The 12,703-nt window shown below is 61.4% G+C and carries 11 protein-coding genes; 8 read left to right on the top strand and 3 right to left on the bottom strand.

What is annotated here, in order from left to right:
- The first annotated feature begins 2 nt into the window (after positions 1-2).
- Positions 3-458 (top strand): type II toxin-antitoxin system RatA family toxin, encoded by a 456-nt coding sequence (locus tag M2A_RS04955; protein ID WP_045443882.1) that lies wholly within the window; start codon positions 3-5, stop codon positions 456-458.
- Here M2A_RS04955 and M2A_RS04950 read toward each other — a convergent pair.
- From M2A_RS04950 to M2A_RS04940, 3 genes are read right to left on the bottom strand one after another with little or no spacing between them, the layout of a single operon-like run.
- Entirely contained in the window at positions 451-951 is a 501-nt protein-coding gene (locus tag M2A_RS04950) for a CinA family protein (protein ID WP_045443880.1), read from the bottom strand. The genes M2A_RS04955 and M2A_RS04950 overlap by 8 nt on opposite strands.
- Before the next feature lie 11 nt (positions 952-962).
- On the bottom strand, positions 963-1,424 hold the full coding sequence (locus M2A_RS04945) for a phosphatidylglycerophosphatase A family protein (protein WP_045443878.1): 462 nt from the start codon (positions 1,422-1,424) through the stop codon (positions 963-965).
- A complete protein-coding gene (locus M2A_RS04940; RefSeq protein ID WP_045443876.1) occupies positions 1,421-2,590 on the bottom strand; it encodes a bifunctional 2-C-methyl-D-erythritol 4-phosphate cytidylyltransferase/2-C-methyl-D-erythritol 2,4-cyclodiphosphate synthase in 1,170 nt (389 codons plus the stop codon). Before M2A_RS04940 ends, M2A_RS04945 begins: the two co-directional genes overlap by 4 nt.
- Positions 2,591-2,751: 161 nt before the next feature.
- Here M2A_RS04940 and dusB point away from each other — a divergent pair, with 161 nt between their 5' ends.
- The 7 genes from dusB to M2A_RS04905 form a co-directional block, all read left to right on the top strand.
- The gene (dusB, locus tag M2A_RS04935) at positions 2,752-3,753 is read left to right on the top strand and encodes a tRNA dihydrouridine synthase DusB (RefSeq protein ID WP_244444386.1); all 1,002 of its coding nucleotides are present in this window, start codon (positions 2,752-2,754) and stop codon (positions 3,751-3,753) included.
- Complete coding sequence (locus tag M2A_RS04930; protein ID WP_045443874.1) at positions 3,750-4,922, top strand: two-component system sensor histidine kinase NtrB; 1,173 nt, start codon at positions 3,750-3,752, stop codon at positions 4,920-4,922. Before dusB ends, M2A_RS04930 begins: the two co-directional genes overlap by 4 nt.
- A gap of 9 nt (positions 4,923-4,931) precedes the next feature.
- The gene (gene ntrC, locus M2A_RS04925; RefSeq protein ID WP_045443872.1) at positions 4,932-6,374 is read left to right on the top strand and encodes a nitrogen regulation protein NR(I); all 1,443 of its coding nucleotides are present in this window, start codon (positions 4,932-4,934) and stop codon (positions 6,372-6,374) included.
- Positions 6,375-6,564: 190 nt separating this feature from the next.
- Entirely contained in the window at positions 6,565-8,910 is a 2,346-nt protein-coding gene (locus tag M2A_RS04920; RefSeq protein ID WP_052379222.1) for a sensor histidine kinase NtrY-like, read from the top strand.
- Positions 8,900-10,294, top strand: a complete 1,395-nt coding sequence (gene ntrX, locus M2A_RS04915) for a nitrogen assimilation response regulator NtrX (protein ID WP_045443871.1) — start codon at positions 8,900-8,902, stop codon at positions 10,292-10,294. The genes M2A_RS04920 and ntrX overlap by 11 nt, the downstream gene beginning before the upstream one ends.
- A gap of 31 nt (positions 10,295-10,325) precedes the next feature.
- Positions 10,326-11,702: a Trk system potassium transporter TrkA gene (gene trkA / locus M2A_RS04910; RefSeq protein ID WP_045443870.1), complete on the top strand. Its 1,377-nt coding sequence runs from the start codon at positions 10,326-10,328 to the stop codon at positions 11,700-11,702.
- A gap of 6 nt (positions 11,703-11,708) precedes the next feature.
- Positions 11,709-12,703: potassium transporter TrkG (locus M2A_RS04905; protein ID WP_045443869.1), on the top strand; the 995-nt coding region annotated here is incomplete at its 3' end.

Genomic DNA, 12,703 nt, shown 5'->3' with positions numbered 1-12,703 from the left:
CCATGCCGTCCCACAAAGAAACGCGCCACGTTCCCTTTTCCGCCAGCGACATGTTCGCGCTGGTCGCTGCCGTGGACAAGTATCCCGAGTTCCTGCCCTGGTGCCATGGCGCACGGGTGCGCTCACGCGAAATTTCCGGCGATAAGGAAATCCTCCTCGCCGATCTGCTCATCGCGTACAAAATGTTCCGTGAACGGTTCACGAGCCGGGTGACGGCGGACAGGGCGGCGATGACGGTGGATGCCGACTACGTCAAAGGCCCGTTCCATCATCTCGATAATCACTGGCATTTCGAGCCGGCAGAGAACGGCTGCTTCGTGCATTTCTCGGTGGATTTCGAATTCAAGAGCCGCACGCTCGAAGCTTTGATCGCGGGCGTTTTCGCCAAGGCCGTGGACCGTATGGTGGAAGCCTTTATCGAGCGGGCCTATGTGCTTTACGGCGAGGGCGCTAACTAGCGCCAAGCTGGCGGCGTACGAGATTGAGCGCTGCTTCCAGCGCGGCCATGCGCACTTCCCCGCGGCCAATATCCCCGAAACGGTGCATCTCATGCATCATGTTTTGCCCCCGGCAGGCACAGGCGATATGCACAAGGCCGATGGGTTTCATCGGCGTGCCGCCGCCGGGCCCTGCAATGCCCGTCACGGAGACGGCAATATCGGCTTTGGAATGATTGAGCGCGCCTTCGGCCATGGCGCGGGCGACGGGCTCGCTCACCGCGCCGAAATCGGCCAGCATGTCGCCGGGCACGCCCAGAAGATCGCGCTTGGCATCGTTGGAATAAGTAACGAAGCCGCGCTCGACGACGGAAGAAGACCCGGCAATTTCCGTCAGGAGACCGGCGATCAATCCGCCGGTGCATGATTCCGCCGTCGCCAGCATGAGTTTCCGTTCCCCGCAATCGGCCAGCACCAGTTCGGCCAGATGAATATGTTTGGGCAGAAAAACCATGTCGTGCTCGCTTAGAACAGAAAATGAGTGGCCAGGGCCATGGCGGCCATGCCGTAAAGCCCGGCAAGAATGTCATCCATCATGATGCCGGTGCCCCCGTCAAGGGTGCGGTCCGCCCAGCTGACGGGCCAGGGTTTCAAAATGTCGAAGAACCGGAACAGCGCAAAGGCGGCAAGCCAGCCAAGCGGGGTGAGAGGCGCCAGCGCCAGCACCATCCATTGACCCGCGACTTCATCGATGACGACGGCGCCGGGATCATCCGCGCCGGTTTCATTTGCATAAATACCGCTTGCCCAAATGCCGATGGGAAGAAGAAGCGCTGCGGCACCAAGCAGAAGGAGCGGGGAAAGCTCGAGCCAATAGACAGGTAATGCGAAAAACAGCGCGGCGATAGAGCCCATCGTCCCCGGCGCGGCGGGGGAAAGCCCGGCGCCGAACCAGGTGGCCAGCAGGAAGGCGATTTGCTTCCTCATGAGAACTCATCCGCAGGCAGGCGGATGGTGGCGGTAGCCTGCGCCGCGATGCCTTCCTGGCGGCCGGTAAAGCCGAGCCCTTCCGTCGTCGTTGCCTTAACGGAGATGCGGTGCAGCGGCACGTCCAGAATTTCGGCAAGGCGGGCGCGCATGGCCTCGCGGTGCGGGCCGATTTTCGGGCGCTCGCATATCAGCGTCACATCGAGATGAAGCAGCGCGCCGCCGCGTGCCCGCATCCGTTCCGCGGCATGGGTGAGAAAGAGATGAGAGGCCGCGCCCTTCCATTGCGGATCGCTCGGCGGGAAGTGGCTGCCGATATCCCCGTCACTGAGCGCGCCCAAAAGCGCATCCGTCGCCGCATGGAGGCCGACATCGGCGTCGGAATGACCGGCAAGGCTTTGGCTATGGGGCACGGCAATGCCGCAGAGCATGACCTCGCTGCCTTCCGAAGAGCGGTGAACGTCATATCCGGAGCCGGTCCGTGTTTCCATATGTGCCGCCAAATAGGTTTCCGCGCGGGCAAAGTCTTCTGCCTGCGTTACTTTGAAATTCGTCTCCGAGCCTTCGACGAGACGCACTTTAAGGCCCGCTGCGCTGGCAAGAGCGACATCATCGCTCATGTCGTTGACTGCTGCTGCGCGGTGCGCGGCCAGAATATCGGGAAAGCGGAAGCCTTGCGGGGTTTGCGCGCGCCAGAGCCCCTCGCGCGGCACCGTCTCGCCGCAAAAGCCGTTTTCGCCCCGGCGCAGCGTGTCCGTCACGGCAAGGGCGGGCAGGGCGCCTGGCGCTTCTTCCAGCGCATCAAGCACGCGGGAGATGAGACCGGCGCTTATGAAGGGCCGCGCACCGTCATGGATCAGCACCTGCCGCGGGGCGGGGGACTGTGCTGCCAGCGCTTCCAGCCCGGCGAGAACCGAGGCCTGCCGGGTCGCGCCGCCTGGAACCGGCGGCAAAAGGCGGGGCAAGCCGCTGGCCGCTTCTTCATAAAGCGCGCGGTCATCGCCGTGTATCACGACTTGAATATGTGAAATGGCCGGATGGGCGGCAAAACGCGCCAAGGTGTGATAAAGCAGCGGCCTGCCGCCAATGGGGCAATATTGCTTGGGAAGCGGCCCTCCCGCCCGGGTGCCCCGGCCGGCGGCCACGATGAGGGCTGCTGCGGTCATGGTATTCCTTTCCCATGGCAGCCCCCGCTTGGCAAGAGGCTTGGCAGGCGGGGATCTGTGAGGGTTTCGCCCGTGGAAACCCTTGCCAGCCGGGAAAAACCACCGTACATTGCATAATAGATAGGCAGTGAATTAATATGCCCAAAAAAGCGGCCCCATCCATGCATATTCAGATTGGCCCTGTCGAGGCCCGCAATTCAGTCTTCCTGGCGCCCATGTCCGGCGTAACCGATTTGCCTTACCGGCGGCTGGCCGAGCGGCTGGGAGCCGGGCTCGTGGTGTCGGAAATGGTGGCAAGCGAGGAGCTGGTCAGGGCGCGCCCTGATGTGGTGCGCCGCGCGGCGGGCGAGGGGCTGGAGGGCCCGCTCGTCATTCAGCTTGCCGGGCGGGAAGCGGAATGGATGGCCAAGGGCGCGGCGCTCGCCGAGGCGGCCGGCGCTGACATTATCGACATCAATATGGGCTGCCCCTCCAAACAAGTGACGACGGGTCTTTCCGGCTCCGCCCTGATGCGCGACCTCGATCATGCCCAGCAGCTTATCGAGGCCGTAGTGGGGGCGGTCCGCGTGCCGGTAACGCTGAAAATGCGTCTTGGCTGGGATGAAAACTCGCTGAATGCGCCCGAGCTTGCCCGGCGTGCCGAGGCGGCAGGGGTGCAGCTTGTGACCGTGCATGGGCGCACCCGCTGCCAGTTTTACAAAGGCAATGCCGATTGGGCGGCGATCCGCCCGGTGAAGGAGGCCGTCTCCATTCCGCTCATCGCCAATGGCGACATTTTGAGCCTTGAAGATGCCGCGCGCTGTCTCGAGCTTTCCGGCGCCGACGGCGTGATGATCGGGCGGGGGGCGAATGGGCGGCCCTGGCTTTTATCTCAAGTTGCCGAATTCCTCGAAACGGGCAGCGTGCCCGCCGAGCCTTCCCTTGCCGCTCAATGGGAGATGGTGCGCACGCAATACGAAGACACGCTCACCCTTTACGGCACGGCGCTCGGCAACCGCATCGCCCGCAAACATCTTGCCTGGTATCTGGACGAACTGGCGGCGAAAGCCGGGACGCAGAGCGGCCCCATCAAGGCGGCGGTGCTGCGGGAAACCGAACCGGACAAAGTCCTCGCGGCGCTGGAGCGTCATTATATGGATGAGATGGAAAGGCTGGCTGCATGAACGTGAAAACGGCGGCAAAGCCCGGCAAGGGGTGGCCGGGAGCGGGGGGCTCCGGCCCTGAAAGCATTTTGAATGCGTTGCCGCATCCGGTTCTCGTCGTCGCAGCCGATGGCAAGTGCCATTATACAAACGATGCGGCGCAGCAATTTTTCCAGTCTTCCGATGCCGTGCTCACCCGCCGCCCGCTTTCCGAATTCGTGCCCTTTGGAAGTCCGCTTCTCACCCTGATCGATCAGGTGATGGAAAACGCGGCCTCGGTCAATGAATACGGGGTCGACTTGGCCTCGCCGCGCTTCGGTGAAAAATCCGTCGACATTCAGGTCACTCCGATCGGTGACACGGAAGAAGGGGAGCGGCAGGTGCTCGTCATCCTGCAAGAGCGGACCATGGCCCACAAGATGGACCGCCAGCTCACCCATCGCGGCGCGGCGCGCTCCGTCGTCGGCATGGCGGCGGTTCTGGCCCATGAGATCAAGAACCCGCTTTCGGGCATTCGCGGCGCGGCCCAGCTTCTGGAGCTGACGGCGGAGCCCGACGAGCGCACGCTCACCACACTGATTTGCGATGAGGTGGACCGCATCCGCCAGCTTGTGGACCGGATGGAGATTTTCTCCGATGAGCGCCCGGTGCCGCGCGAGGCGGTGAATATTCATGCCGTGCTCGGCTATGTGCGCCAGCTTGCTGAGAAGGGCTTTGCCCGCAATCTCAAGATCGCCGAGGAATACGACCCCTCGCTGCCGCCGGTTCTGGGCGACAGGAACCAGCTCGTGCAAGTCTTCCTCAATCTCGTGAAAAACGCGGCCGAGGCGATAGGGACTCATGACGGCGAAATCATTCTGACGACCGCGTACCGCCCCGGCGTGCGCATTTCCGTTCCCGGCACGAAGGAACGTGTGGGCCTGCCGCTTGAAATTTGCGTCATCGATAACGGTCCCGGCGTCTCCGAAGACATCAAGGCGCATCTCTTCGATCCCTTCGTGACGACGAAATCGTCCGGCACAGGCCTTGGCCTGGCGCTGGTCGCAAAAATCGTCGGCGATCATGGCGGGATCATCGAATGCGACAGCGGCCCGCGCCGTACGGTTTTCCGCGTGCTGCTGCCCATGCATTCAGGCCCCGCGCCCGAAGATAAAGCTGTGCCCGCCCCCCAGTTCCAGCTCAACCGATAAGAGGTCCCCATGCCCAGCGGAACAATTCTCATTGCCGATGACGATACCGCGATACGCACCGTGCTCAGCCAGGCGCTGGGCCGTGTGGGCTATGACGTGCGCGCGACGAGCAATGCCGCCACACTCTGGCGCTGGGCGAGCCAGGGCGAAGGAGACCTCATCGTCACGGATGTGGTGATGCCGGACGAAAACGCCTTCGACATGATCCCGCGCATCAAACGGGCGCGGCCCGATCTGCCGATCGTCGTGATGAGCGCGCAGAACACATTGATGACGGCGATCACGGCGGCCGAGCGCGGCGCTTACGAATATCTGCCCAAACCCTTCGATCTCAACGAGCTTATCCGTGTCGTCGACCGGGCGATGTCGGAGCCGAAGGAATCGGCGCTGCCGCGCGCCAAATCCGATGAAGAAGAAAAAATGCCGCTGATCGGCCGCTCGGCGGCGATGCAGGAAATCTACCGGGTTCTCGCGCGCCTGATGCAGACCGACTTGACGGTGATGATTTCCGGGGAAAGCGGCACGGGCAAGGAGCTTGTCGCCCGCGCGCTGCACGATTACGGCAAGCGCCGCCATGGGCCCTTCGTTGCCATCAACATGGCCGCCATTCCCCGCGAGCTGATCGAAAGCGAGCTTTTCGGTCACGAAAAAGGCGCGTTCACGGGCGCCAGCCAGCGCAATGCCGGCCGGTTCGAGCAGGCGGAAGGGGGCACGCTTTTCCTCGATGAAATCGGCGACATGCCGATGGAGGCTCAAACCCGGCTTTTGCGCGTGCTGCAGGAAGGCGAATATACGACCGTGGGCGGGCGCACCTCGATCAAGACGGATGTGCGGATCGTTGCCGCCACAAACCGCGATTTGCGCCAGCTCATCAATCAGGGACTTTTCCGCGAGGACCTTTATTACCGCCTGAACGTGGTGCCGATCCGCCTGCCGCCACTGCGCGAGCGGGCCGAAGATATTCCCGATCTCGTGCGCCACTTCCTCAAACAGGGCGAGGCGCAAGGCCTGCCGCACAAGACCATCGATGCGGAAGGCATGGAATATCTCAAGCGCTACCGCTGGCCAGGCAATGTGCGCGAGCTGGAAAATCTGGTGCGCCGGCTCGCCGCTCTTTATACGGAAGAAAGCATCGGCTCGCAGGTCATCGAAATGGAGCTTGCCGAGCCCTCCGTCGGCCCGGCTGTGGAAATCGAGCTGGGCGAGGAAACCTTGAGTTCCGCCGTGGAACGAATCATCGGGCGCGAATTTGCCAAATTCGGCGCAGACCTGCCGCCCGCCGGTCTCTACGAGCGCATCCTGCGCGATGTCGAGCGCCCGCTTTTGTCTCTCTCCCTCGCCGCGACCAAGGGAAACCAGATCAAGGCGGCGCATCTGCTTGGCATTAACCGTAATACATTGCGCAAGAAGATCCGCGAACTTGACGTGCATGTGATGCGGGGGTTGGGCTGAGGCCAGGCGGTCTGGCAGTGCTTCTGATGTAAACTTGCCACATTGTTGTTGATGTGTACCTTCCCAAGGGTCACTATATGGCCAGTCCGGCCTCAGCCGTGACCGGCAGAGCACACTTGCCATTGGGGGGCAGGACAGCTTGGCAGTGCCGGTTTCGGGGGGCATGAGTTGGGAGCAGGACAGAAACATTATGTCGGCGACTGATCAGCTCACCGGTGTCCGCTGGGATAGGCGGGTTTTCAGCTTCATCCAGCGGCGCAATATCTCGGCAATTCTGGCGGTCGCCATTGTCGTGGCCGGGGTGTTTCTGGGCTCCTTCACCTATCTGATCCTGACGGGCGCGACGCCTTTTACCCCTGATGACGGCGTCGTCCTGATCCTCCTGATTCTCAATCTTGCGGTCGTTCTGACCCTGTGCGCGCTCATTTTTTGGCGTGTGGGGCGGATCATTCTGGCAAGGCGCAGCGGCATTGCCGGCGCCAAGCTGCATGCCCGTCTCGTGACGATGTTCTCAGTCGTTGCGGTGATGCCCGCCATTATCGTTGCTGTCTTCGCCACCGTCACGCTCAACCGTGGGCTCGACATTTGGTTTGGCGAGCGCACGCGCGAAATCATCGGCAATTCGCTGGAAGTCGCCGAATCCTATCTGGAAGAGCACAGCCAGGTGCTGCGCTCGGAAGTCACCTTGATGGCGAACGATTTGAGCCGGGAGGCGACCTCGCTGTCGACGAGCCCGCAGCGCTTTCAAAAACTGCTCGCCACCCAGGCGGCGCTGCGCGCACTCAATGCCGCTTATATCATCTCTCGGGAGGGGAAAATTCTCTCCCGCGCCACGGCAAGCGTCGCCCCCTCTTTGAACCTGCCGACGGATGAGCAGTTCGAACAGGCAGAAGAAGGGCAGGTCGTGCTCTTCACCGTGCGCGACGGCAACCAGATCCGCGCGCTTCTGGAACTGCCGGGCGTCAATGGCGCTTATCTTTATGCCGCCCGTTTTATCGATTCACGCGTGCTTGATCACCTCACCCGGACGCAGGCCGCCGTAAGCGAATATAAGAGCTTGCAAGGCCGCCAGAAGGGGGTGCAAGTCACCTTCGCGCTGATCTATATCGCCGTGGCGCTTGTCGTGCTGCTGGCCGCTATATGGCTCGGCCTTTGGGCGGCAAACCGCATTGTCGAGCCGTTGGGCCGCCTGATGGGCGCGGCCGAGCGGGTGCGCACCGGCGATCTTTCCACCCGGGTGGAGGAAGCGGGGGATGATGATGAGATCGACCGGCTGTCCCGCGCCTTCAACCGCATGACCTCGCAGATCGAGGAACAGCGTAACGATCTGATTTCCGCAAACCACGAGATGGATGAACGCCGCCGCTTCACCGAAGCCGTGCTGGCCGGGGTGAGCGCCGGGGTTATCGGCCTCGATGCGGAAGGGCGCATCAACCACGCCAACAAGGCCGCGCAGCGTTTTCTCGGCGGCTCGTTCGAGGCATTTTACGGCAAACCGCTCGTTGAGGTTTTGCCTGCCATGGCGCAGGTGGTGGCCGCGGCATCCGGCGCGAAAAAGAAATCGGCGCAGGAGCAGCTGTCTCTTTCCGTGGGCGGCCAGGACCGCACGCTGAATGTGCGGGTGGCGGGCGAGCTGTCGGGGGACGACATTGAAGGTTATGTCATTACCTTCGACGATATTACCGAACTGGTGCTGGCGCAGCGCAACGCCGCGTGGGCGGATGTCGCCCGGCGCATCGCCCATGAAATCAAGAACCCGCTCACTCCCATTCAACTATCGGCCGAGCGGCTGCGGCGTAAATACGCCAAGGAAATCACCACCGATCCGGATGTCTTCGAGCAATGTACGGAAACCATCGTGCGCCAGGTAAACGATATCGGCCGCATGGTGGATGAATTCTCGTCCTTCGCGCGGATGCCGAGCGCCGTGATGCGGGAAACGGATCTTGGCGAAGTGGTGCGCCAGTCCGTGTTCTTGCAGCGGGTTGCGCATACGGAAATTCAATATGAGTTCGAGCCGCCATCAGCCCCGGTGCAGGTGGAGGCCGATGGACGGCTGATCAGCCAGGCTTTGACCAATATTCTGAAAAACGCTTTCGAGGCCGTGCGCGCGCATCATGAACAAGAAACCGGGCGCAGCGAAGTGGAGCCGGGAGAGAAGATCGGCAAGATATCGGCGCGTGTCGAGGTGAGCGGTCAGGAAGCGGTCGTGACGATTACCGATACAGGTTGCGGCTTGCCGAAAGAAAGCCGCCAGCGTCTGACGGAGCCTTATGTCACGACGCGTGAAAAAGGAACGGGGCTGGGCCTTGCCATTGTCAAAAAGGTCATGGAAGACCATAACGGGATTCTGGAAATGAGGGACGCGCCGGAAAGCGCGGACGGCAAGACGGGCGCGCAGGTATTGCTCCGTTTTCCCTTGCCATCTCACGGTCAGAGCCGGGGTCTTGAGTCAAACGTTGGGGAGAGCCGCGCAGCGCAAGAAGAGGCGCGGGTTTTGACGACAGAGGAGAAAGAGGCCGCAAATGGCGTCTGATATTCTGATAGTTGATGATGAAGCGGATATCCGGGAACTCATTTCCGGTATTCTGGCGGATGAAGGATATGGCACGCGCACAGCCCGCTGCAGCGACAGCGCGCTTGCCTCAATTGAAGAGCGTGTGCCGACACTCGTCGTACTGGATATCTGGTTGCAGGGCAGCCGTCTCGACGGGCTTGAGCTGCTTGGTATTTTGCAGGAGAGGTTTCCGAACCTTCCTGTGATCATCATTTCCGGGCACGGCAATGTAGAAACCGCCGTGAGCGCCATCAAGATCGGTGCTTATGACTACATTGAAAAGCCGTTCAAGGCGGACCGTCTCATTCTCGTTGTGCGCCGGGCCATCGAGGCGTTCCGGCTGCGCCGCGAAAACGAAGAACTGAAAATCAAGGCAGGTGTCGACAGCCATATGATCGGCTCTTCCACCGCCATGGTGCAGGTCCGCCAAACCATCGAAAAAGTGGCGCCGACAGGCAGCCGCGTGATGATTACCGGCCCTGCCGGTTCGGGCAAGGAAGTGGCCGCGCGGCTTTTGCACGCGCAGTCAAGGCGCGCGGCAAATCCGTTTGTCGTCATCAATGCCGCCTCCATGGCCCCCGACAGGGTGGAAGAAGAACTGTTCGGCACCGAAGAGGGAAACGACGGGCCGCGTAAGGTCGGCGTTTTCGAACAGGCGCATGGCGGCACATTGTTCCTCGATGAAGTGGCCGATATGCCGGTGGAGACGCAGGGCAAGATTTTGCGCGTTCTCGTGGATCAGACATTTACCCGCGTCGGCGGCGCGAACAAAGTCAGCGTGGATGTGCGCGTGGTTTCATCCTCGAGCAAGGATCTGCGCAAGGAGATCGCCGACGGGCATTTCCGCGAGGACCTGTTTCACCGGTTGAATGTGGTGCCGATCACCATTCCGCCCATCGCCCAGCGCCGGGACGATATTCCCGAACTCGTGAACCATTTCATCGAGCAGATCGCCCGTTCGACGGGATTGCCGCGCCGGCGCATTTCTGACGATGCCATGGCTGCGCTTCAAGCCCATGACTGGCCCGGCAATGTGCGCCAGCTGCGCAACAATATCGAAAGAGTGATGATCCTGACGTCGGGCGGGCCCGATACGCTGATCAGCGCGGAAATGCTGCCCTCCGAAGTCAGCAATTCTTCCTCGGTGAATATGAATGGCTCGGGCGGCGAGCACATCATGGCCATGTCGCTGCGCGAGGCGCGGGAAACCTTCGAGCGGGAATATCTGATGGCGCAGATCAGCCGCTTCGGGGGAAACATCTCGCGCACCGCCGCATTTATTGGTATGGAGCGCTCAGCGCTGCACCGGAAGCTCAAGTCGCTCGGCGTTTCGGCTCCAGCGCGCATGGATATGGCTCAATAGGTATCGCGCAAGAGCGCATGAGGTCTTTCTTATGAAAGTCATTATTTGCGGCGCAGGCCAAGTCGGCTTTGGCATTGCCAAGCAGCTTGCTGCCGAGAAGAACGACGTCACCGTCGTCGATCAGTCGCCCAATCTCGTTCAGTCCATCAGCGACAGTCTGGATGTGCGCGCCATTGTGGGCCACGGCGCGCATCCGGATGTGCTGGATAGGGCAGGGGCGCGTGACGCGGATATGCTGATTGCCGTTACCTTCCATGATGAAGTGAATATGGTGGCCTGCCAGGTGGCCCATTCCGTCTTCAACGTACCGACGAAGATCGCCCGTATCCGCGCGCAAAGTTATTTGCAGCCTGTCTGGCAAGACCTTTTCGCCCGCGATCACATGCCGATCGATGTGATCATTTCGCCCGAGCTGGAAGTCGGCCGCACCGTGCTGCGCCGCCTGGCCATGCCCGGCGCTTTCGAGACGGTTGATTTTGCCGAAGGGCGGGTCAATGTCGTCGGGATCAACATTGAAGATGACTGTCCCATCGTCAACACACCGCTCAAGCAGCTGACGGAATTGTTCCCGGACCTGCGTGCCCGGGTCGTGGGGATCGTGCGTAACGGTTCGCTTTTCGTGCCGCACCGGGACGATCAGATGCTTGTCGGGGACGAGGTTTATCTTGCTTCCGACGCGCGCGACGTCAAACGCTCGCTTGCCATTTTCGGTCATGAGGAAAAACAGGCCCGCAAGGTGTTGATTGTCGGCGGCGGCAATATCGGCCTCTATGTAGCGCGGGAACTGGAGAAAAAAGAGTCCGGCGTGCGTGTCAAGGTGGTGGAGCGGGACCGCCAGCGCGCCGTCTATGCCGCCGACCATTTGAAACGCACCATTGTGCTGAATGGCGATGGTCTCGATCCGCAGCTGCTGCGCGAAGCGGGAATTAGCGACACCGAAACCATCGTCACGCTCACGAATGACGATCAGGCGAACATTTTAACCTGTGTGCTGGCGAAGCGCGAAGGTTGCAGCCGGGCGATGAGCCTGATCAACAACCGTACGTATTCGCCGCTCATGCGCTCGCTCGGCATCGATGCTTTTTTGAATCCGCGCGCCACGACCGTCTCGCACGTGTTGCAGCATGTGCGCCGGGGCCGTATCCGCGGCCTCCATTCGGTGCATGACGGCGCGGCGGAAGTGATCGAGGCGGAGGCGCTCGAAACCTCGCCGCTGGTCGGCAAGCCGCTTCGCGATGTGCAGCTTCCCGATGGTATTTTGATCGGCGCCATCGTGCGCGGTAAGGAAATCGTTATCCCGCGGGGAAGTACGGAAGTGGCGGCGAAAGACCGCGTGATCATTTTTGCCCGGGCGGACCAGGTGCCGACCGTGGAGCAGATGTTCCGGGTCAGCCTCGAATTCTTCTGACGCGCGATGGTTTATTCCAACATCCTGCATGCGCTGGGCTGGTTGATCCTTGTGATCGCCGTCGCCATGGCCGTGCCGTTGGTCTTCGCTTTTGCAAGCGCCGACGCTAAAGCCTTCTCCGCTTTCAGCCTCAGCTTTCTATTCACGCTTTTTTCGGCGGGCGGTTTGATCATGGCGTTCAGGGGGACGGAAGCCTCGCTGACAAAGCGCGATCTTTTGCCTTTCATCGCAGCCGGCTGGGCAGCCATGTCCTTCTTCGGCGCCTTGCCGTTTTTTACCATTCATCCGGATGCAAGCTTTACCGGCGCGGTTTTCGAATCCGTCTCCGGCATCACAACGACCGGCGCGACGGTGTTCGAAACTTTGGACGACAAATCCCGCGCTCTCATTCTCTGGCGGGCCATCCTGCAATGGCTGGGCGGCTGGGGCAGTGTCTTTCTGGGGGCGGCCGTCTTTGCCTCGTTCGGGATCGGCGGCATGTCGCTGCGGCTTTCTCCCTTGACGCGGGGGGAGACCACCAATCCCTTGCAGCGCCTGCGGTCGACGGCAACGGAGATCGGGCGGATCTATACGACACTGACATTGGTCGGGCTGTTGGTTATTTGGGCAAGCGGCGTTCCCGCCTTCGATGCGGTTTGCTTGACCCTGTCTGCCGTTTCGACCGGCGGGTTCGTGCCAACCGATGCGGGCCTGTCGGCCTATGAAGGTGTGGCGCCGAAATTCTGGCTCATGGTGCTGATGTGCCTTGGCGCCATCAGTTTCGCCACGCACCGCCAGGTGGTGCGTACGGGGCTTCGCGCCGTGCGGGAGGATCCGGAAGTTCTCTATTTTTTCAATCTGGTTCTGGCGGCAACGCTGGTGATCTGGGTTGTGACGCTCATCCAGGCGCCAGGTCACGGGGACATTCTGTCGACGCTCTTTGCCGTTATTTCGCTCGTGACGACCACGGGCTGGTTGCCCCATGAAGCGGCCTGGATCGAACGCACGTCCCCTGTTTTTCT

Source organism: Tepidicaulis marinus (genome assembly GCF_000739695.1).
GTDB lineage: Bacteria > Pseudomonadota > Alphaproteobacteria > Parvibaculales > Parvibaculaceae > Tepidicaulis > Tepidicaulis marinus.
Note: the sequence above shows the minus strand (reverse complement) of the source record. Positions and strands in the feature narration are given on the sequence as shown.